Source organism: Candidatus Pantoea deserta, assembly GCF_003813865.1.
Taxonomy (GTDB): Bacteria; Pseudomonadota; Gammaproteobacteria; order Enterobacterales; family Enterobacteriaceae; genus Pantoea; species Pantoea deserta.
On sequence record NZ_RMVG01000023.1, the window covers coordinates 43026 to 64914 of the forward strand.

General features: G+C 57.9%; 18 protein-coding genes. 6 read left to right on the forward strand and 12 right to left on the reverse strand.

The features are described 5' to 3' along the window. Positions 1-19 precede the first annotated feature (19 nt). Positions 20-1708, forward strand: coding sequence for an aspartate:alanine antiporter (locus BBB56_RS20850; RefSeq protein WP_123802839.1), 1689 nt, complete (start codon positions 20-22; stop codon positions 1706-1708). A 331-nt stretch (positions 1709-2039) separates the two neighbouring features. Then, complete coding sequence (gene ybjG, locus BBB56_RS20855) at positions 2040-2645, forward strand: undecaprenyl-diphosphate phosphatase (protein WP_123802840.1); 606 nt, start codon at positions 2040-2042, stop codon at positions 2643-2645. A 253-nt stretch (positions 2646-2898) separates the two neighbouring features. On the opposite strand, the gene BBB56_RS20860 is transcribed toward ybjG, so the two are convergent. Continuing rightward, on the reverse strand, positions 2899-4101 hold the full coding sequence (locus BBB56_RS20860; RefSeq protein WP_123802841.1) for a serine hydrolase: 1203 nt from the start codon (positions 4099-4101) through the stop codon (positions 2899-2901). 264 nt (positions 4102-4365) lie between these two features. Here BBB56_RS20860 and BBB56_RS20865 point away from each other — a divergent pair, with 264 nt between their 5' ends. Beyond that, complete coding sequence (locus BBB56_RS20865; RefSeq protein ID WP_123802842.1) at positions 4366-5022, forward strand: HAD family hydrolase; 657 nt, start codon at positions 4366-4368, stop codon at positions 5020-5022. On the opposite strand, the gene BBB56_RS20870 is transcribed toward BBB56_RS20865, so the two are convergent. Both BBB56_RS20870 and BBB56_RS20875 read right to left on the reverse strand, forming a co-directional pair. After that, positions 5023-6156 carry a PQQ-dependent sugar dehydrogenase gene (locus BBB56_RS20870; protein WP_123802843.1) on the reverse strand — a complete coding sequence of 378 codons (1134 nt, stop codon included), beginning with the start codon at positions 6154-6156 and terminating at the stop codon, positions 5023-5025. A 169-nt stretch (positions 6157-6325) separates the two neighbouring features. Beyond that, the gene (locus BBB56_RS20875; protein ID WP_123802857.1) at positions 6326-6961 is read right to left on the reverse strand and encodes a carbonic anhydrase; all 636 of its coding nucleotides are present in this window, start codon (positions 6959-6961) and stop codon (positions 6326-6328) included. Between the two features lie 400 nt (positions 6962-7361). On the opposite strand from BBB56_RS20875, the gene rimO reads away from it, so the two are divergent. Next, complete coding sequence (gene rimO, locus BBB56_RS20880) at positions 7362-8693, forward strand: 30S ribosomal protein S12 methylthiotransferase RimO (RefSeq protein ID WP_123802844.1); 1332 nt, start codon at positions 7362-7364, stop codon at positions 8691-8693. Here rimO and BBB56_RS20885 read toward each other — a convergent pair. Genes BBB56_RS20885 through BBB56_RS20910 form a run of 6 tightly spaced genes read right to left on the reverse strand, consistent with a single transcriptional unit; the run spans position 8690 to position 15384 of the window. Continuing rightward, positions 8690-9139, reverse strand: coding sequence for a DUF4385 domain-containing protein (locus BBB56_RS20885; RefSeq protein ID WP_123802845.1), 450 nt, complete (start codon positions 9137-9139; stop codon positions 8690-8692). The two genes, rimO and BBB56_RS20885, sit on opposite strands and share 4 nt — an antisense overlap. Continuing rightward, complete coding sequence (gene gsiD, locus BBB56_RS20890; protein WP_123802846.1) at positions 9136-10041, reverse strand: glutathione ABC transporter permease GsiD; 906 nt, start codon at positions 10039-10041, stop codon at positions 9136-9138. Before gsiD ends, BBB56_RS20885 begins: the two co-directional genes overlap by 4 nt. Positions 10042-10050: 9 nt before the next feature. Continuing rightward, on the reverse strand, positions 10051-10971 hold the full coding sequence (gene gsiC, locus BBB56_RS20895) for a glutathione ABC transporter permease GsiC (RefSeq protein WP_123802847.1): 921 nt from the start codon (positions 10969-10971) through the stop codon (positions 10051-10053). 49 nt (positions 10972-11020) lie between these two features. Beyond that, complete coding sequence (gene gsiB, locus BBB56_RS20900; RefSeq protein WP_123802848.1) at positions 11021-12544, reverse strand: glutathione ABC transporter substrate-binding protein GsiB; 1524 nt, start codon at positions 12542-12544, stop codon at positions 11021-11023. 23 nt (positions 12545-12567) lie between these two features. Continuing rightward, on the reverse strand, positions 12568-14415 hold the full coding sequence (gene gsiA / locus BBB56_RS20905) for a glutathione ABC transporter ATP-binding protein GsiA (RefSeq protein ID WP_123802849.1): 1848 nt from the start codon (positions 14413-14415) through the stop codon (positions 12568-12570). Positions 14416-14424: 9 nt separating this feature from the next. Beyond that, positions 14425-15384, reverse strand: coding sequence for an isoaspartyl peptidase/L-asparaginase family protein (locus BBB56_RS20910; protein ID WP_123802850.1), 960 nt, complete (start codon positions 15382-15384; stop codon positions 14425-14427). A 222-nt stretch (positions 15385-15606) separates the two neighbouring features. On the opposite strand from BBB56_RS20910, the gene moeA reads away from it, so the two are divergent. Together moeA and moeB are read left to right on the forward strand one after the other, a co-directional pair. Beyond that, complete coding sequence (moeA, locus tag BBB56_RS20915) at positions 15607-16842, forward strand: molybdopterin molybdotransferase MoeA (protein ID WP_123802851.1); 1236 nt, start codon at positions 15607-15609, stop codon at positions 16840-16842. Beyond that, positions 16843-17613 (forward strand): molybdopterin-synthase adenylyltransferase MoeB, encoded by a 771-nt coding sequence (gene moeB / locus BBB56_RS20920; RefSeq protein ID WP_123802852.1) that lies wholly within the window; start codon positions 16843-16845, stop codon positions 17611-17613. A gap of 206 nt (positions 17614-17819) precedes the next feature. On the opposite strand, the gene BBB56_RS20925 is transcribed toward moeB, so the two are convergent. From BBB56_RS20925 to BBB56_RS20935, 3 genes are all read right to left on the reverse strand, one after another. After that, positions 17820-19412 (reverse strand): ABC-F family ATPase, encoded by a 1593-nt coding sequence (locus BBB56_RS20925; RefSeq protein WP_123802853.1) that lies wholly within the window; start codon positions 19410-19412, stop codon positions 17820-17822. 177 nt (positions 19413-19589) lie between these two features. Further along, positions 19590-19991, reverse strand: coding sequence for an H-NS family histone-like protein (locus BBB56_RS20930; RefSeq protein WP_123802854.1), 402 nt, complete (start codon positions 19989-19991; stop codon positions 19590-19592). A 429-nt stretch (positions 19992-20420) separates the two neighbouring features. After that, positions 20421-21887, reverse strand: coding sequence for a sugar porter family MFS transporter (locus BBB56_RS20935; protein ID WP_233593077.1), 1467 nt, complete (start codon positions 21885-21887; stop codon positions 20421-20423). Between the last annotated feature and the right edge of the window lie 2 nt (positions 21888-21889).

Genomic DNA, 21889 nt, shown 5'->3' on the forward strand with positions numbered 1-21889 from the left:
GTAAATAAGAAGTTAAACAGTGAACATAAACGTCGCAGATTTGTTAAGCGGAAATGACGTTCTGTTATTATTTGTAGTTCTGGCCCTTGGGCTGTGCCTGGGGAAATTGCGCCTGGGTTCGGTGCAGCTGGGAAATTCTATTGGCGTATTAGTTGTTTCCTTATTACTGGGACAGCAACACTTCGCCATTAATACCAGCGCGCTAAGCCTGGGCTTTATGCTGTTTATTTTTTGTGTCGGGATAGAAGCGGGTCCCAACTTTTTTTCTATTTTTTTCCGCGACGGCAAAAATTATTTCATGCTGGCGATCGTTATGGTGGTCAGCGCCCTGCTGCTGGCGCTGGGACTCGGCAAACTTTTCGGCTGGGACATCGGCCTGACGGCAGGCATGCTGGCGGGTTCGATGACCTCAACGCCGGTGCTGGTGGGCGCGGGAGATACGCTACGTCAGAGCATTAACGACGGCGGCCGCCTGACGCTGATGCAGGACCATCTCAGCCTCGGCTATGCTCTGACCTATCTGATCGGGCTGGTGAGTCTGATTTTTGGCGCCCGCTACCTGCCGCGCCTTCAGCATCAGGATTTGCCGACCTGCGCGCAGCAGATCGCGCGCGAGCGCGGCCTTGACGCCGACAGCCAGCGTAAAGTTTTTCTGCCCGTGATCCGCGCCTATCGCGTCGGCCCGGAACTGGTGGCGTGGAGCGGCGGTAAGAATCTGCGCGAGCTGGGAATTTATCGCCAGACCGGCTGTTATATCGAGCGCATCCGCCGCAACGGTATTCTTGCCAGTCCAGACGGCGATGCGGTGTTGCAGCCTGGCGATGACATCTCGCTGGTGGGGTATCCGGACGCGCACGCGCGCCTTGACGCCAGCTTCCGCAACGGCAAAGAGGTTTTCGATCGCGATCTGCTCGACATGCGCATCGTTACCGAAGAGATCGTGGTGAAAAACCACAACGCGGTAAATAAGCGCCTCAGCAAACTTAATCTTACCGATCACGGCTGCTTCCTTAACCGCGTGATCCGCAGCCAGATTGAAATGCCTATCGACGACAGCATCATGCTGAACAAGGGCGACATCTTACAGATTAGCGGCGAGGCGAAGCGCGTTAAAAGCGTGGCGGATCGCATCGGCTTTATCGCCATTCACAGTCAGGTGACCGATCTGCTGGCGTTCTGCGCCTTCTTTATTATCGGCCTGATGATTGGCCTGGTTACCTTTCAGTTCAGCAATTTCAGTTTTGGCATCGGTAACGCCGCCGGACTGCTGTTTGCGGGCATTATGCTCGGCTTTTTACGCGCCAACCATCCCACCTTCGGCTATATCCCGCAAGGCGCGCTGACGATGGTTAAAGAGTTCGGACTGATGGTGTTTATGGCGGGCGTCGGCCTGAGCGCCGGCAGCGGCATTAATCACGGTCTCGGCAGCGAAGGCGCGCTGATGCTGCTGTGCGGTCTGCTGGTCAGCCTGCTGCCGGTGGTGATCTGCTATCTTTTCGGCGCCTACGTGCTGCGCATGAACCGTGCTCTGCTGTTCGGCGCCATCATGGGCGCGCGCACCTGCGCGCCGGCTATGGAGATTATCTGCGATACCGCGCGCAGCAATATTCCGGCGCTGGGCTACGCAGGCACTTACGCTATCGCCAACGTGCTGTTGACGCTGGCGGGTACGCTTATTGTTATCATCTGGCCTGTTTTGCCTTTGTAAAATAATTTTGGCTGCGTCCAGAACTTTTTTGTTAAGACTCAGTCTGAATATGTGCCACTGCTTTTCTTTGAAATCCCCAAATTGTGGAGCCCGCCAGTTTTTTACTGACGGGTTTTTTTATGCCTGCGATTTACCTGTTCATGCCGATTAGCGGGTGGCGGCAGCCTGCGGGGCTGTCATTAAACTTAAACCGTTCTGCAACCTGAATGACATTTAGGAACGGGTGCTATATACGCTGCTGCATAGCGCCGCCAGGATAGGGTTATATTTTGGCAAAATGTGCGCCGCAGCGAACGGGCACAGTAAACACAACGAGGATCCGACGACCCTAATGGAAGCGTTCAACCATTCCCTGTTTTTATCCATCAACGCCACGCCTGATTCTCCTGGCTGGCTACTGGCGCTGGCCACTTTCATTGCAAAAGATCTGATCGCCATTGTCCCGCTGCTGATTGTCGCGCTGTGGATCTGGGGACCGCGCGAGCAGGTCAAATCGCAGCGCGTGCTGGTGCTGAAAACCGGCATGGCCCTGATTTACGCGCTGGCCATCTCCTGGTGCGTCGGCCAGCTTTTCCCCCATCCTCGCCCGTTTGCCATTGGCCTGGGCTATCAGTTTTTGCACCATGCGCCTGACGACTCCTACCCCAGCGACCACGGCACCACCATCTTCACCTTTGCGCTGGCCTTTATCTTCTGGCACCGCCTGTGGTCAGGCGTGATTCTGATGGCGATCGGCAGCGCTATCGCCTGGTCGCGCGTCTATCTCGGCGTGCACTGGCCAATGGATATGCTGGGAGGCTTTCTGGTGGGGCTGCTCGGCTGCCTGGCGTCGCATCTTGCCTGGCAGGGATACGGCGCGCGTATGCTGGCGCTGTTTAACGCCGCTTATCGCGCGCTGTTCGCGCTGCCGATACGCAAAGGCTGGATTCAGGATTAAAGCGGCAGGCAGCGCACTGGCTGACAGGCGGAAGGTAGAATGCTGCGGCTCGCAGGCTTGATGGCAAAACCGCTCAGGGCCTCCATGCGCGCTCGGCCCGCGCAGATACGCACCTCTTCCCTGAAGTGTGTCCGTTGCCGGGCCGACACGTTGCGTTGTTATCCCTGCCGCGAGACGCGTTGCGTCCCGGCGCCTGTTACCCGCTTCCTGAACCTGTCGCCGTTTGCCAGAAAGGGCAAACGGCGCGCATGGATTAACTAAACCATTTTCCAAACAGCGTATGGAACTGCATCAGGACAAAATCGACGATGCGGCTAAAGAAATTGCCTTCCTGAACCTCTTCCATCACCACCAGCGGACGTTGCTCAACGGTTTTGCCGTCAAGCTGGAAATCGATGGTGCCCACCACCTGGTTTTTCTTGAGCGGCGCTTCCAGCTGCGACGTCGTCAGGTTATAGCTCGCCTTCAGATTCTTCATCTGCCCTTTCGGTATCGTCAGCGCGGCATCCTTCTCCACGCCAAGATTGACCTCTTTACGATCGCCAAACCAGACGCGCTGCTGGGCAAAGGGCTTATCAGATTTAATCGGCGTCACGGTCTCGAAAAAGCGGAAGCCCCAGGTCAGCAGTTTTTCGCTTTCGCGGAATCGCGCCGCGTCGGTGGCGGTGCCCAGCACCACGGAAATCAGGCGCATATCGTTTTCAGTGGCGGAGGCCACCAGATTATTGCCTGCGCCTGAGGTGTGGCCGGTCTTGATGCCGTCGACGTTGAGGTTGGTGCTCCACAGCAGCCGGTTGCGGTTCATCTGGCGAATATGGTTAAAGGTGAACTCTTTCTCTTTATTCAGCGCGTATTCGTCCGGCACGTCGCGGATCAGCGCCTGCCCGATCAACGCCATGTCGCGCGCGGTGCTGTACTGCCCCTCGGCGTCCAGTCCATGCACGGTCATAAAATGAGTATTCTTCAGCCCGAACGCTTTCACATAGTTATTCATCAGGCCGATAAAGGCATCCTGACTGCCTGCGACATAGTCCGCCAGCGCGATACAGGCGTCATTGCCCGACTGGATCACGATACCTTTATTCAGCTCGGAAACCGGAATGCGATCGCCGGGCTTGAGAAACATCAGCGAAGACCCTTTGAGCTTTGGATTGCCGGTGGCCCAGGCGTCCTGACCCACGGTCACCATATCATCGCGCTTGATTTTGCCTGACTTGAGCGCCTGGCCGACCACGTAGCTGGTCATCATTTTGGTCAGGCTGGCCGGATCGAGACGGTCATCGGCATTGCCTTCCGCCAGCACCTTACCGCTGGCGTAATCCATTAAAATCCAGGCTTTCGCCTCTACCTGCGGCGGCGCGGGCGCGTCTACAGCAAAGGTTGCGGGCGCGATAAACAGCAGTAAAGAGGCGGCGGCGGCGAGCCGCAGAGGACGTGAAGAACGAGTAATTGTCATGTGCGAGGAAATTCCATGTTAAATCGCGGTTTTAAGGCAAAACCTACAGAGTGAAACGCTACCTGCTGTAGGGCATGAAAAAAACCGCCCGACCGTAAAGTTTTATAGAGTTTAGTAGAGTAACCCTGGCATCTGCCGGATGCGCTGACCAGCGTCACGCTATGCGCCGCCGGGCAAACTCAGTGAAATTCCGATTTTTCGCAGAAAAGTTAAGACCGTCACAAAACTCTGCCAGGCTGAGGTGAACCAACCGAGGAGATCCCCATGGACTTAGCCGTATTCGACCTGGACGAAACCGTCATCTGCGAGGACAGTACCGGCCTGTGGCTGCGCTGGCTGGTTTCGCAAGGCTTCGCGCGTGAAACGCTGCTGGCTGAAGAGCAGGCGTTAATGGCCCACTACTATGCGGGCACGCTGGCGATGGAGGATTACATGGCGCTCACCCTTTCGCCGCTGGCTGGTCTGGCCGCGCCGACGGTGGCGGGCTGGGTGCGCCGCTGGATCCAGCGCGACATTCTGCCGCGCGTCTATCCGGAAGCGCGGAAGCGCATTCAGTGGCATCAGCAGCGCGGCGATAAAGTGGTGATCTGTTCGGCCAGCGGCGAACATCTGGTGACGCCGATAGCCGAACGCCTTGGCGCGCACGGCGCGCTGGCGATTGGCGTTGAGGTCGTAAACGATCGCTACAGCGGACTGACCTACGGCACCCTGACCTATAAAGAGGGTAAAGTGACGCGGCTCACCGACTGGCGCGCCCTTCAGCAGGAAGATCGCTTTCATCAGACCTGGGCCTATAGCGACTCAATGAACGACCTGCCGCTGCTGGCGCAGGCCGATCGGGCGCTGGTGATTAACCCGGACGCGCTGCTGCATCAGGAGGCGCTGAGCCGCGGCTGGGAAGTGTGCCGCTGGGCGCGCTAGTTAGCCGCGGGACGCGCCGCCGTCCTGCGCTAATCCCACTTTCAGCAGCTTGCCGTTGTCGTCGTCAGTCAGCACGTAGAGATAGCCGTCCGGGCCCTGACGCACGTCGCGAATACGCTCATTGCGATCGGTAAGCAGACGCTCTCTTTCCACGACCTTATCGCCGTTAACCGTCAGGCGAATGAGGTTTCTCTCTTTCAGCGCGCCGATAAACAGGGAGTTTTTCCACGTCGGGAAGCGCGCGCTGTTGTAGAACGCCATCCCGCTCAGCGCCGGCGAGACTTTCCAGTAATAGACCGGCTGTTCGGTTCCGTCAGCATGCGAACCTTTCGATTCCGGCACGCGGTTGCCATCATAATCAATGCCCCAGGTCGCCAGCGGCCAGCCGTAGTTTTTGCCCTTTTGCGGAATGTTGATCTCATCGCCGCCACGCGGGCCGTGTTCGCTCTCCCACATCTGCTGCGTCCAGGGGTTAAACGCCAGCCCTTGCGGATTGCGCAGGCCATAGGCCCAAATCTCTGGACGCGCGCCGCTGCGGCTGACGAACGGATTATCTTGCGGCACGCTGCCGTCCTGATTCAGACGCAGGATTTTTCCGGTCAGCTTGTCGAGATCCTGCGCGCTGCTGCTGTGGAAGTTATCGCCGAAGACGATATAGAGATAGCCATCGCGATCGAAGGCCATGCGCGTGCCGAGATTATTGCCTGCTGACAGCTGCGGCGTCTGGCGAATGACGGTTTTAAACCCGTTCAGCCGCCGGTTATCCTCGCTGAGCTGACCGTAGCCGACCACGGCGCCCAGATTGCCTTCGCTGTTGGCTTCGGTGTAGCTCAGCCATACGCGGCGGCTCTGAGCGAAGTCTGGCGCCAGCACCACATCCAGCAGTCCCGCCTGACGACGCACCACGGCTTTCGGCACCCCTTCTATCGGCTGCGATAAACCGCTATCCGGCCGCCAGCTGCGCAGCTGTCCGCTTCGCTCCGTAATTAGCAGCGTCTGGTTGTCGGGCAGAAAAGCGACCGACCAGGGATGATTAAGTTTGTCCTGTAAAACCTCAACCTGCACGTCAGCCGCCAGTGCCGGTAACGTCAACAGCGCGCCGCCGAGTAACACTGCGGCAGTCAGTCGGGCCATAATCTACTCCAGTCGCCAGGGGATGAGTTTAAGGGTAGCCAGCGCGACGGGATAATGTTCAGGCTTTACAAAAGATTAAGGAAGGCGGCTCCGCCTCGCATGCTGACGCCGGCGAACCGCGCGCAAAAGGCAGAGAAAACGCCCGCCGCCTGCGCGGCGGGCAGACGTGTTACTCGAAGCAGGTGTCGGGGTTATCGGAAAGGGAAATAAAGTTTTTTCCGCCTTCGGTCAGGGCAATGATTTTGCCCGACTCAATGTCGTAGACCCAGCCGTGCAGGCGGACTTTGCCTTTACGCAGCGCCAGCGCGACAGACGGATGGGTTTTGATGTTATTGAGCTGAGCAATAACGTTTTCTTTCACCATCTCGTTCAGCCTGGCTTCCGGCGTCTCCAGCTTGCGCTCTTCTACCACGGTTTTCGCCGCGTCGGCGTAGCGCAGCCAGTGTTCGACCGCTGGCATCGAATCCATGCACTGACAGGACGCGATAGCGTTCATCGCGCCGCAGTTAGAGTGGCCGCAAATAATAATATCGCTAACGCCCAGCACCATCAGCGCATATTCAATCGTCGCCGACACGCCGCCTGGCTCTGGACCAAAGGGCGGCACGATATTGCCTGCGTTACGAATAACGAACAGCTGGCCCGGCTCCTGCTGGGTCACCAGTTCCGGTACTAAACGGCTGTCAGAACAGGAGATAAACAGCGCTTTAGGATTTTGGTTTGACGCCAGGCTTTTGAAAAGATCCTGCCTTTCAGGAAATACATTCTGTTGGAAACTCAGAAATCCGTTAACGATCTCTTTCATCATTGCGCTCTCACATTATCCACTTAGTCGACTGCGGTAACAGGCTTCCGCAGCTGCCTTTTCATCTGCTTATTATTGAATTCACAGTAAATTTGAAGTCTGGATTTAAGCACCGGGCCGCACTAAACTCAACCCTGTATTAAGTATTGACGAGGTTCGTCGGTTGGGGAAAGCGTCATTTTTTGCTGAGATAACCAGAGGTTACTCGCAGAAAAGCTGGCCGCGAGGTTTGCACTTATTTACGTTACAGCCCCCCTGGCCTGCGCCTGATCGCGCGATTCATGCGCCGCTTATCCGCCTGAAAAGCCCGCTAAATCCCCCTACAGATAAGGCTACAATTTTCACCGCGACACAGGTAAAATCGCGCGCCATTGCTGTGCAGAACCCGGAAAAAAGAGCCATGTCTACTACCAATACAACAATGCCGCCGCGCGTGGGCTTCGTCTCGCTCGGCTGTCCTAAAAATCTCGTTGATTCTGAACGTATTCTGACCGAGCTGCGCACAGAGGGTTACGATGTGGTGCCGCGCTATGACGATGCGGAAATCGTTATCGTGAACACCTGCGGTTTTATTGACAGCGCCGTGCAGGAATCGCTGGAAGCGATCGGCGAAGCGTTAAACGAAAACGGCAAGGTGATCGTGACCGGCTGTCTTGGCGCAAAAGTGGATCAAATCCGCGAAGTTCATCCTAAAGTGCTGGAGATCACCGGTCCGCACAGCTATGAGCAGGTGTTGTCCCATGTGCATACCTATGTGCCGAAACCGCAGCATAATCCCTTTTTAAGTCTGGTGCCGCAGCAGGGCGTTAAGCTGACGCCGCGTCACTACGCCTATCTGAAGATTTCTGAGGGCTGCAACCACCGTTGCACCTTTTGCATTATCCCGTCAATGCGCGGCGATCTCGACAGCCGCGCCATCGGCGAGGTGCTGGATGAGGCGAAGCGTCTGGTCGAAGCAGGCGTGAAAGAGCTGCTGGTGATCTCTCAGGACACCTCCGCCTACGGCGTGGACGTGAAACACCGCACCGGCTTCTGGAATGGTCAGCCGGTGAAAACCAGCATGGTGGGCCTGTGCGAACAGCTGGCGAAGCTCGGCGTCTGGGTGCGTCTGCACTACGTCTACCCTTATCCGCACGTTGATGATGTCATTCCGCTGATGGCCGAAGGCAAAATCCTGCCCTACCTGGATATTCCGCTTCAGCACGCCAGTCCGCGTATCCTGAAGCTGATGAAGCGTCCGGGATCGGTGGAGCGTACGCTGGAACGCATCAAGCGCTGGCGCGAAATCTGTCCGGAGCTGACGCTGCGCTCGACCTTTATCGTTGGCTTCCCCGGCGAAACCGAAGAAGATTTTCAGCTGCTGCTCGACTTTATCCGCGAAGCGCGTCTGGACCGCGTCGGCTGCTTCCAGTACAGCCCGGTTGAGGGCGCTACCGCCAATCAGCTGCCCGATCAGGTAGATGAGGCGGTCAAGCAGGCGCGGTTCGATCGCTTTATGCAGCTTCAGCAACAGATTTCGGCCGAACGCCTACAGGAAAAAGTGGGCCGCGAAATCCTCGTTATTATTGACGAGGTAGACGAAGAAGGCGCGATTGGCCGCAGCATGGCGGACGCTCCGGAAATTGACGGCGCGGTTTACCTCAACGGCGAACGCAGTGTGAAGCCGGGCGATGTGATCCGCGTGAAAGTCGATAACGCCGACGAGTACGATCTCTGGGGAACGCGGGTTTAACCATACAGCTTCTGGTGCGCCTGCTTGCGCGCCAGATAGTCCTCATCTTCCCGCAGTCGATCCCAGTAAGCTTTGAAAACGGCCGCCGCAGCGGCCTTTTCTTCATCTACGCCGCGCGGCAGCTCATTGCCGTCAGCATCGTACTTACGTCCGCCCTTATGGTTGCTGTAGCGGCGCGCGCGGGTATAGCCCATCTGGATAAATTTGCGTGCCATATCCATACCGACGAAATCATCCTGCGCGCGATACGCCTCAAACATCTCCATGATCTTCGCCGCCGACGCTTTGGCTATCGGCACGGTGCGGAAGCGCCAGTGCGGTAAAATTTCGCCCTTATAGGGTTCCACCATTAACACACCCTGCTCGCCGCGCCCGACCTGATATAGCTCCGGGTGTTTGCGAAAGTCGATGGTTTTAAAGTCCTGCTCGTAATCGAATTTTTTCATGACTTGAGTTTAGGATCGAGTGCGTCGCGTAGCCCGTCGCCAAGCAAATTAAATGCTAAAACCGTGAGAAAAATCGCCAGGCTGGGAAAAATAGCGACGTGCGGCGCCAGCACCATATCGGCGCGCGCCTCGTTGAGCATCGCGCCCCACTCCGGCGTAGGCGGCTGCGCGCCGAGACCGAGAAATGACAGGCTGGCGGCGGTGATGATGGAGGTGCCAATACGCATGGTGAAATAGACCACGATAGACGATACCGTTCCCGGCAAAATATGCCGCAGCAAAATCGTCATATCGGATGCGCCAATACTGCGCGCTGACTCGATATAGGTCTGATGTTTTAACACCAGCGTATTGCCGCGCACCAGCCGCGCGAAGGCCGGAATACTAAAAATCGCCACCGCGATAATCACATTGCTCATACCGCTGCCCATAATCGCGACCACGGCAATGGCCAGCAGAATGCCGGGAAAGGCGAACAGCACGTCGCAGATACGCATGGTAATGCGATCCCAGGCGCCTTCATAGTAACCGGCAAGCAGGCCAAAAAAGGTGCCGATCGCCGCGCCGATGGCCACGGAAAAAAATCCGGCGATCAGTGAGATACGCGTCCCGACCAGCACGCGGCTGAAGATGTCGCGCCCCAGCGAATCCACGCCAAACCAGTGCATCAGGGAGGGTCCCTGATTCAGCCGGTCATAATCAAAATAGTTTTCCGCGTCGAACGGCGCGATAACGGGCGCAATAAACGCCAGCACGATCAGCAGCAGAACAAAGAGTCCGGCGGTCATGGCTACCGGCTGGCGACGAAAGCGTCGCCAGAACGCGCTCCAGGGCGTGCGAACCCGATTTTCCGTCGTCAGCGGCAGGCTTTTCAGCACCGCTTCGCGTCGCCAGTTTTTCATTGCGACTCCTTACCTGTAGCGAATAGCGGGATTGATTGCCGCATAGAGCAGGTCAACAATCAGATTGATCAAAATAAACTCCAGCGAAAACAGCAGCACTTCGGCCTGAATCACCGGGTAGTCGCGCATTTCGACTGAATCCACCAGCAGGCGGCCCAGCCCTGGCCAGTTGAAAACCACCTCCACCACAATAGAGCCGCCAAGCAAAAAGCCGAACTGAAGCCCCATCATGGTGACCACCGGGATCATGGCGTTGCGAAGGCCGTGCTTTACCACCACCAGCGATTCGCGAACGCCCTTAGCGCGCGCGGTGCGCATATAGTCTTCCTGCATCACCTCGACGAACGACGCGCGGGTAAAACGCGCCATCACTGCAGCTACGGCGGCGCCGAGCGTAACAGACGGCAGAATATAGTGTTTCCAGCTGTCCGCGCCTACGGTCGGCAGCCAGCCTAGCTCCACGGAGAAGATCTGCATCAGCAGCATGCCGAGCGCAAAGGCGGGAAAAGAGATGCCCGATACCGCCAGCGTCATGCCGAGACGGTCCGGCCAGCGGTTGCGCCATACCGCAGAACAGATGCCAATCGCCATCCCTAAAATCACCGCCCAGATCATGCTGGCCAGGGTCAGCCACAGCGTCGGCATAAAGCGGGTGGCGATCTCGGTAGAGACCGGCCGCTTCGACACCAGCGACTGGCCAAAATCTCCCTGTAGCGCATTAAGGATAAAGTGCCAGAACTGCTGCGGCAGCGGCTGGTCCAGCCCCAGCTCCTGGCGCACCATCGCCACCACCGTCGCATCGGCGTCCTGACCGGCGATCAGGCGCGCCGGATCGCCAGGCAGCAGGTGAACAAACAGGAACACCAGCACCGCCACAATCAGCAGCGTAGGGATCAGTCCCAGCAAACGTTTTATAAAATAGTTAACCATGCAAAATCCTGCGCAGCGGCGGCCAGCCCGCAGGGGCTGGCCAGCCGGGTTACTTCAGGTCGGCCTCGTCAAAGCTAAATGAGGTATCGGGCATCATGTAGAACCCGCTCAGCGATGCGGTGTTGGCGGAAACCAGCTTTTCGACCACCAGCGGGATCCACGGATGGTCGTTCCAGATGGTATCCTGAGCGTTTTTATACAGGCTGGCTTTACGCGCGCGATCGGTGGTCTTCAGCGCATCAGCCAGATCTTTATCCACCTGCGGATTACTGTAAAACGCGGTGTTGAAGATCGCAGGCGGCCAGGACGTGGTGGCGAACAGCGGCGTCAGCGCCCAGTCGGCTTCGCCGGTAGACGCTGACCAGCCGGTATAAAACATCCGCACGCCGCTCTCTTTCTGGGCTTTGCTCTCGACTTCAGCGGCGCGCTGGCCTGCATCCATCGCAGTCACCTTCACCTTCACCCCTACCTGCGCCAGCTGCTGCTGCGTAAACTGCAACACCTTTTGCGCCGTGCTGTGGTTGTGTGACGACCAGAGCGTGGTTTCAAAACCGTTGGGATAGCCAGCTTCCTTCAGCAGCTCGCGCGCTTTGGCCGGATTGTACTGAATGGCCGGATAGGTTTGCGCAAAGTCAATCGACGGCGGCACGATGCCCGTCGCAGGCGTGGCGTAACCGGCAAAAGCGACTTTGGTCAGCGCCTCCCGGTTAATGGCGTACTCCAGCGCCTCACGCACTTTCGGGTTATCAAACGGCTTTTGGGTGACGTTGAGGCTGATATAGCGCTGCATGATTGACGGCGACGTCACTACTTTCAACTTTGGATTTTTCTCCAGCAGTCTGGCCTGCTCGAACGGAATCGGGAAGGCGAAGTTGGCTTCTCCGGTCTGCAACATCGCCGCGCGGGTATTGTTATCGACTACCGGACGCCAGGTAATGCTGTCGAGTTTCGGATAGCCCGGCTTCCAGTAGCCCGCCCACTTTTTCACCTTCACATAGTCAGTCTGGTTCCAGGTGACAAATTCATAGGGACCGGTGCCCACCGGATGGAAGCCGATCTCTTTGCCATATTTTTTCAACGCCGTCGGCGAAATCATCACGGCAGCCGGGTGCGCCAGGTTGTTAATAAAGGCAGAGAACGGCTGCTTCAGGGTGATCTTCACCGTCGTGGGATCAACCACCTCGGTGGTGGCGATATATTTGAACAGGTTGTAACGCTTGAGGTGATTATCCGGATTGCTGGCGCGATCCAGGTTGACCTTCACCGCTTCGGCGTTAAAGTCGCTGCCGTCCTGGAATTTAATGCCTGAACGCAGTTTGATGGTGTAGGTCAGACCATCCGGGCTGGCCTGATAGCTCTCCGCCAGTACGTTGGTCAGCTTCATATCTTTGTCGAAGCCGAACAGCCCCTGATAGAACGATTTGGCTACCGCCTGTGACAGCGTGTCATTGGCATCATAGGGATCGAGCGTGGTGAAATTCGAGCCGACGGCGACGACCGCATCTTTTGCCGCCCAGACGGGTAGTGCTGCCACGCTGCTCAGGATGCCCGCGGCCAGTAAACCTTTACGCATTGTACTCTCCTTCTGATTTATGTTCAGGTGCCGCTAATGGCATGCCGCGCGACGAAATGGCCCGGCGCGACCTCAGTGAGCGGCGCCACTTCCGGTTCGTCGCCCAGCGCGTGAATAACGCCAGGGATCTCATCGACCATTAAGGCGCGCTCGCGACGGCGGTGCGCCGGATCGGCCACTGGCACGGCCGCCATTAGCTTGCGGGTATAAGGGTGGCGCGGCTGTTCAAATACCGCCTGACGCGGTCCCATTTCAACGATCTGTCCGAGATACATCACTGCCACACGATGGCTGATGCGCTCTACCACCGCCATATCGTGCGAAATAAATAAAAAGGCAATGCCAAATTCCCGTTGCAGATCGAGCATCAGGTTGACGATCTGCGCCTGAATAGAAACATCAAGCGCCGACACCGACTCATCGGCGATCACCACTTTGGGATTGAGCGCCAGCGCGCGCGCGATGCAGATACGCTGGCGCTGGCCGCCGGAAAACTCATGGGGATAGCGCTGCGCGTGCTCCGGCAGCAAGCCGACCTTTTCCAGCAGCCAGGCGACGCGCTGTTCGGCCTCGCGCCGCGGCATCACCTTGTGCACCAACAGCGGCTCCATCACAGAGAACCCCACCGTCATGCGCGGATCGAGCGAGGCGTAAGGGTCCTGAAAAATAAACTGAATATCGCGCCGCAGATGGGCCAGCGCCGAACCGGCCAGAGTGTCGATACGCTGACCGTTAAAGGTAATGGTGCCGCCCTGGCTTGCCACCAGCCGCAGCAGCGAGCGCCCGGTGGTGGATTTACCGCAGCCCGACTCCCCCACCAGCGCCAGGGTTTCGCCCGCGTAAAGATCGAAGCTGACTTTTTCTACCGCGTGCACGCGCCGCTTTACGCGATTAAGCAGCCCGCCGCGAATATCGAAACGCGTGACCAGATCGCGCACCTGCAAGATGGGGGCAAGATCGCGCCGCACCGTATCCTGCGGCGTTTCCGGCTCGGCCTGCGCGTCGGCATGCAGCAGCGGGAAACGCGCGGGCAGCGGCTGGCCGCGCATCGCGCCAAGCTTAGGCACGGCGGCCAGCAGCGCTTTGGTATAGGGCTGCTGCGGCGCGTCGAACAGCTGCTGCACCGGCGCGCTCTCAACCACATCGCCGCGATACATCACCTGCACGCGGTCCGCCATTTCAGCCACCACGCCCATATCGTGGGTAATAAAAATGACCCCCATATGCATCTCTTTTTGCAGTACGCGGATCAGCTGGAGAATCTGGGCCTGGATGGTGACGTCAAGCGCCGTGGTCGGCTCATCGGCGATCAGCAGCGCAGGTCGGCACGACAGCGCCATGGCGATCATCACGCGCTGGCGCATGCCGCCGGAGAGCTGATGCGGATAGCGCGCCAGCACGCCCTGCGCTTCCGGAATGCGCACCAGGTCGAGCATGCGCCGCGCCTCCGCCAGCGCCGCCTGATGGCTTTTGCCCTGATGCAGGCGGATGGATTCGGCGATCTGTTCGCCGACGGTAAACACCGGATTAAGCGAGGTCATCGGTTCCTGAAAGATCATCGCCATATCGGCCCCGCGCACGCGCCGCATTACTTTCGGAGCGGCCTGCGCCACATCCAGCAGCTCACCGCTGCGGCGGCGCAGCAGAATCTCGCCGCTGACGTCGCCGCCCGTCTGTTCGATAAGCCGCATCAGCGCCAGGGAGGTCACGGATTTGCCGGAGCCGGATTCGCCGACGATCGCCAGCGTCTCGCCGCGATGCACATCCAGTGAAAGGTCGCGCACCGCCTGCGTTACGCGTCCTTCATGCGAAAAGCGCACATTAAGATTGCGAACCGCCAGAACCTGCTCCGGCGCCATTTGCTGCGTCATGCCTGCTCCTTAGCCTTCGCGGTAAATGCCGACCTCTGGCGCGTCGCCTACGCGCGCAACGCCGCGATACATGCCTTCGCTGTTAAACGGCAGCGCCACGTTGCCGAAGCGGTCAATGGCGATCAGACCGCCGCTGCCGCCCAGTTCGGCAATGGTGTCGTGAATGACGTTGACGCACGCCTGTTGTAGGGAGTGGCCGCCGTAACGCATCTGCGCGGCGATGTCATAGGCCGCCAGGGTGCGAATAAAGACCTCGCCAGTCCCGGTGCAGGAGACCGCCACGGTATCGTTGCTGGCGTAGCAGCCTGCGCCCGGCAGCGGCGAATCGCCCACGCGCCCGACCTGCTTGTTGGTCATGCCGCCGGTCGAAGTGGCCGCGGCGAGATTGCCGTCGGCGTCAATCGCCACCGCGCCGACGGTGCCGAATTTACGGTCGGGATCCAGCGGATCGTCGGACCGCGCCGCGCCGTCATGATCCAGCAGCGTCTCATCGCTGCTCAGGGCGCGCTGCAACTGCTCCCAGCGCTCAGGCGTTGAAAAATAGTCCGGCGCTACCTGCTCCAGCCCCTGTTCCAGCGCGAACTGCTCGGCGCCTGCGCCCGTGAAAAGCACGTGCGGGCTGACGTCCAGCACCTTGCGCGCCGCCAGCACCGGATTACGCAGACGCGATACGCCGGCGACCGCGCCAGCCTGCAACGTGCGGCCGTCCATCACGCAGGCATCCAGCTCATGCGTGCCCAGATGCGTAAAGACCGAGCCTTTACCGGCGTTAAACAGCGGACACTCTTCCAGCAGGCGGACCGCCTCGGTGACGGCGTCCAGCGCGCTGGCGCCCTGCGCCAGCATGCGCTGCCCTGCGGTGACGATGTCGGTGAGAGCCTGACGATACGCCTGCTCTTTTTCCGCGCTCATTGCCGAGCGCGTAATGGCGCCCGCCCCGCCGTGAATGGCGATGACTGCTTTGACCATAACGCTTGTCCTGTCAGGTATCGGCCTGAAAACACTGATTTGAAATGATTTCAGCCACTTGAGTGATTTTTGACTATAGAAAGCCTGTTACAGCTTGTAAAGAGGAAACGCGCTTCGCAGCCATAACCTTTTATTGTGGCTTATGCCGTGGCGCAGATGTGACTCCGCCGACATTTCGTCCCATAATAGGCGGCAACTGTTCTGACTCAGGTATTCATTACGATGGAAAGCTTTACTAGCGGATTAATTTCTCTGGAAGAGGCGCAGGCCGCCATGCTGGCGCAGCTTCAGCCCGTTCGCGATCGCCTCAGCGTGCCGCTGGCCGATGCCGTGGGCCGCATTACTGCGCTGCCGGTAACATCCCCTGTCGACGTGCCGCCGTTTGATAACTCTGCGATGGACGGTTACGCCGTGCGGCTGGCCGATATTCAGTCCAGTCGCCCGCTGAAGGTCGCGGGCAAAGCCTTCGCCGGCGCGCCCTTCACCGGCGAGTGGCCGGCAGGCAGCGTGGTGCGCATTATGACAGGCGCGCCGGTGCCTGCCGGCTGTGACGCCGTGGTGATGCAGGAGGAGACGCGCGAGGCTGAGGACGGCATTCTGATTAACGCGCCGGTCAAAGCTGGTCAGAATATTCGCCTGGTCGGCGAAGATATTCGTCGCGACCAGCCGGTGCTGGAGGCGGGCGTGCGTCTGGGGACGGCGGAGCTGCCGCTGCTCGCCTCGCTCGGTATTGCCGAGGTCAGCGTGCTGCGCAAGCTGCGCGTCGCGGTGTTCTCAACGGGCGACGAGCTTCAGCCGGTAGGACAGCCGCTGGCGGCAGGTCAGATCTACGATACCAATCGTTTTACCGTCTCGCTGATGCTGCGTAAGCTCGGCTGCGAAGTAATCGATCTGGGCATTATCAGGGACGACCCGCAGGCGCTGCGCGTCGCGTTTACCGAGGCCGATCGTCAGGCGGACGTGGTGATTAGCACTGGCGGCGTGTCGGTGGGAGAAGCGGACTTTACCAAAACCATGCTGGACGAGCTGGGGGTCATCTCCTTCTGGAAGCTGGCGATTAAGCCCGGCAAGCCCTTTGCCTTTGGCCGTCTGGCCAGCAGCTGGTTCTGCGGACTGCCGGGCAACCCGGTCTCTGCCACCGTCACCTTTTATCAGCTGGTGCAGCCGCTGCTCGCCGCCCTGACCGGCCAGCGCGCGTCGCCGCTGCCGCCGCGCCTGCGCGCGCGCGCCGCCACGCGCCTGAAGAAGTCGCCGGGCCGTCTCGACTTTCAGCGCGGCGTCATGAGCCGTGGCGCGGATGGCGAGCTGGAGGTGCGCAGCACCGGTCATCAGGGTTCCCATGTGTTTAGCTCATTTACGGCAGCCAACTGCTTTATCGTGCTTGAGCGCGAGCGCGGCGCCGTTGAGCCAGGCGAGTGGGTCGAGATTGAACCCTTTAACGCGCTGCTGGAGGGCTAAATGCTGCCCGAACTCAGCGATGAAGAGATGCTGCGCTATAACCGCCAGATAGTGCTGCGCGGCTTCGACTTCGAGGGACAGGAAAAGCTGAAGGCGAGCCGCGCGCTGGTCGTCGGGCTGGGCGGGCTGGGCTGTGCCGCCTCGCCCTGGCTGGCTGCCGCTGGCGTGGGGGCGCTCACCCTGCTCGATTTCGATACCGTCGCGCTGTCGAACCTTCAGCGTCAGATCCTCCATTACGATGCCGATGTTGGTCGGGCAAAGGTGGTCTCTGCGGCGGAAAGTCTCGCCCGCCTCAATCCCCATGTACAGATCGACACCGTTGAGGGTCTGCTTGAAGAGGACGCGCTTGAGGCGCTGATTGCCGGACACCAGGTGGTGCTCGACTGTACCGACAACGTCCCGATCCGGGAGCAGCTTAACCGCGTCTGTCGGGCGCGCGGCGTGCCGCTGGTTTCCGGCGCGGCAATTCGTATGGAAGGTCAGATTAGCGTATTCAACTGGCAGCCGGGGACGCCCTGCTATCGCTGCATCAGCCGACTGTTTGGCGAGCAGACGCTCAGCTGCGTTGAGGCTGGCGTAATGTCGCCGCTGGTCGGCGTGATTGGCGCGATGCAGGCAATGGAGGCGATTAAAGTCCTGACCCACTTTGGCACGCCCGCCACGTCGCGGCTGCTGATGTATGATGCAATGAGCGCGGAGTTTCGCAGCATGAAGGTGGCGCAGGACGCGCACTGCGAAGTGTGCGGCTCCCGCCCGGCAGCCAGCGAATAAGCGTTGCGGCAGGCGTGTCCGCGACGCGCAGATAACGCGCGGCTGCGCAATCCCAGACCGCGTTCGGACGACGGGCGCGCCATAAAAAGAACGGGCGCACCTTAACGATAAGGTGCGCCCGTAAAGCGCCATCGCGAGCGGGCATTCTCTCCGCGCTCGCCCTGCTTTCGCCAGGGGCTGCCTGAGCTACCCCAAAGCAGGCAGAATCAGAAAATGCCCTGGCTGCGCAGATAGTCTTCGTAGTTGCCGGTAAAGTCCACTACGCGGTCCTCTTTAATCTCCAGCACGCGCGTCGCCAGCGAGCTGACGAACTCGCGGTCGTGCGAGACGAAAATCAGCGTGCCTTCGTACATCTCCAGCGCCATGTTCAGCGACTCGATCGATTCCATATCCAGGTGGTTGGTGGGTTCGTCCATAATGAGAATGTTAGGTTTCTGCATCATCAGCTTCCCGAACAGCATGCGCCCTTTCTCACCGCCGGACAGCACGCTGGCCGGTTTTTTAATATCATCATGGCTGAACAACAGACGCCCCAGAATACTGCGTACCGCCTGCTCGTCGTCCCCTTCCTGTTTCCACTGGCTCATCCAGTCGAACACGCTCAGATCGTTGGCGAAATCAGCGGCGTGATCCTGCGCGTAATAACCGATGCGCGCATTCTCCGACCATTTAACCGTGCCTTCATCGGCAGCCAGTTCGCCCACCAGGGTTTTTAACAGCGTGGTTTTACCAATACCGTTGGCGCCCAGCACCGCCAGCTTTTCACCCACTTCCAGCATCAGATTGAGTTTTTTAAACAGCGGACCATTATCGAAACCTTTACTTAATGCTTCGACTTCCAGCGCATTTCGAAACAGTTTCTTGTCTTGCTCAAAACGAATAAAGGGGTTTTGACGGCTGGAGGCTTTCACCTCATCCAGTTTTATTTTATCAATTTGTTTCGCGCGAGAGGTTGCCTGACGTGATTTAGAGGCGTTAGCGCTAAAGCGGCTGACAAAAGATTGCAGCTCGGCAATCTGCGCTTTTTTCTTGGCGTTGTCCGCTAATAAACGTTCACGGGCCTGGGTGGCCGCTGTCATATACTCGTCATAATTGCCAGGATAAACGCGTAACTCGCCGTAATCCAGGTCGGCCATATGCGTGCAGACCATATTCAAAAAGTGGCGGTCATGCGAAATGATGATCATGGTGCTTTCACGTTCGTTCAGCACCTGCTCAAGCCAGCGAATGGTGTCAATATCCAGGTTGTTGGTTGGTTCGTCCAGTAACAAAATATCAGGATTTGAAAATAATGCCTGCGCCAGCAGCACGCGTAATTTCCAGCCCGGCGCAATTTCGCTCATCGGGCCATAATGCTGCTCGACGGGAATGCCGACGCCAAGTAATAACTCACCTGCACGCGACTCGGCGGTGTAGCCATCCATTTCCCCGTACTGGACTTCGAGGTCTGCGACTTTATAGCCTTCCTCTTCGCTCATTTCCGGCAAGGCATATATGCGGTCGCGCTCCTGCTTCACTTCCCACAATTCATGGTGTCCCATGATGACGGTATCCAGCACGCTATATTGTTCAAATGCGAACTGGTCCTGTCTTAACTTACCGATGCGCTCGTTGGGATCGTAAGAGACATTTCCACCGGTTGGCGCCAGATCGCCGCCGAGGATTTTCATAAAGGTGGATTTACCGCTGCCGTTTGCACCGATTAAACCGTAACGATTACCGCCGCCAAATTTTACGGAGATATTTTCGAACAGTGGCTTGCTGCCAAACTGCATGGTGATATTGCTGCTTACTAACACGGCATTAACCTTTATGACTGAGTGGAGGAAAAAACGGCGGCCATTATGCCAGACATCGCCTTGCCCATGCCAGCGCCTGAGGTGCGGGCTGAGGCAAGCCGCTGGCAGCTGGGGAAAAATAAAAAAGCCGATGGCTGTTCAACGCCACCGGCTCCCACTTGCAAGGATTGGGTAAATTTAGCCGATCAGGAAATCGTCAAGGCTCTTGCCTGAATCCAGCGCCTTTTTAATTGCCGCTGGGGTACGTCCCTGACCTGTCCAGGATTTTTCTTCGCCGTTCTCATCGGTATAAGAGTACTTCGCCGGGCGCGGCGCGCGCTTGGCGCGTTTTTTACCGGTTTCCAGCGCACCCAGTAATTCATTCGGGTCGATGCCGTCAGCCAGCAGCATTTCGCGATATTTAGACAGCTTTTCTTCTTTTTCGCGGTTCTGCGCTTCTTCAGCTTCGACTTCTTCACGGCGCTCCGTGACGACGACGGTTAATTTTTCCAGAATCTCTTCCAGATCGCTCAATGGCAGTTCGCGTGCCTGCGCACGTAATGTGCGAATGTTGTTCAGAACTTTAAATGCGTCACTCATTTTACAATGTCCTTGACTAAGGGGTTTAATAAAACTGTAGCGACAAGATTACCCAATTCAAATAAAAAAATAAATTAATTTTCGAGTACGGAAAATTCTGAAGTGTCGGCGATAAACATCAGGTGAAAACATAAGGGGATTTTCAATGCGCTATTAACTGGCAATTAACAACGGCAGACGGCATTAAGACGGGCGACTGAAATCGTCGTCATTGACTAAGCCAGCAGGCTATTCGCAAAAGGCACAGGAAAAAGCGCAATATAAACAGATCGAAACATTATGTTTTACAAATAGTGCCTGCGGCTGTGCTAATGATAACCGGCGCCGGGGTTATCCTGAATGAACGGGTGCAACTGCGGCAACAGATAACAAACGGATAAAAAAAAGCCGGCGTTTACACCGGCTCTGTCTGCAACTGATAACGCCTCTTTATGAAGTTTTATTTATCGGCCGACCCACAGGTTCTCTGATCTCAGCCTCGTCACGGGAAAGTGTTTCATGCAGATAGTGCTCAATCTGCTCCAGACTGCGGTTGCGCGTTTCCGGTACGCATTTTATGACAAATATTGCGCCGCCAATTCCCACCAGCGCGAAGATAAAGAACGCGCCTGCTAAGCCGACGCTTGCCAGCAGAACCGGGAACATCAGCGAAATAAGAAAATTAGCGATCCACATGGCGAATACGGCTCCGCCCATAAAAATACCGCGCAGACGCGTCGGGAATATTTCCGACAGCAGCAGCCAGGTAACCGGTGATAATGCGCCCTGCTGAAAGCTTAAAAACATCAGCATGCCGAGCAGAACCATATAGCTGCGCCACATATCGGGCTGACCATTCACGGTTTCCGGCATAAAAAATGTGACAACGCCGATAAAAATCAAACAGGCAGTGCAGCCGAACTGACCGAGCATGGTCATGGTGCGTCGACCGATTTTGCCTAACAGCCAGATGCCGACAAAGGTCATCACTACAGAGATGACTCCGTTGGCGATAGTGGCGAACAGCGCCGCGCTGTCATCCATTCCTACCGCTTTCAACATGGTCGGCGCGTAATACATAATGGTATTGACGCCGGTCAGCTGCTGAATAACGGCAATCCCCATCCCGATCAAAAACAATTTGAACAGCCAGGGTTTACGCAGCTCGCGTAAACGCGGACGCTGCTGCTCTTCCTCCGCCAGGGTCTCTTCGATTTCCGTCAGCTCCCATTCAACATCCTGTCGGGCGCGGGTACGCTCCAGCACCCTGCGCGCCTCCGCCAGGCGTCCTTTCATCGCATACCAGCGCGGCGTGTCCGGCATAAACATCATGCCGAAAAAAAGCAGCACCGCTGGCAGCGTCGCCACGGCCAGCATCCAGCGCCAGGTGGTTTCGCCGCCCCAGGCGGCGTTAAATCCGGCGTTGGAGATATAGGCCAGCATCTGACCCGAAACAATCATCAGCTCCTGAAGCGTGACCAGCTGGCCGCGTCGATTCGCCGGCGCAATCTCTGCGATATAGACAGGCACGGTCGCCGCAGCGCCGCCGACGGCGACGCCCAGCACCAGACGGAAGAAAATCATCCATTCCACATTCGGCGCCATGGAGGTGCCCAGCGCGCCAGCGGCAAAAATAACGGCTAAAACCAGGATAATTTTTTTCCGCCCGGCGGCGGCGGCGAAATGACCGGAAAGCAGCGCGCCAAAAGCGGCCCCGAACAGCAGACTGCTGGTGACAAGTCCCATGGTAAAGGGCGTCAGGTTGAGTTCAGGGCCCATAAACAGCAGCGCGCCCGAAATGACGCCGGTATCGTAACCGAATAACAGGCCGCCCAGCGTGGCGACGACGGCGATAACTTTGACAAAGGGTTCGGTACGCGTGTTGCTGTTTGGCCCTGAGGCTTTATTCATGGTCAGGT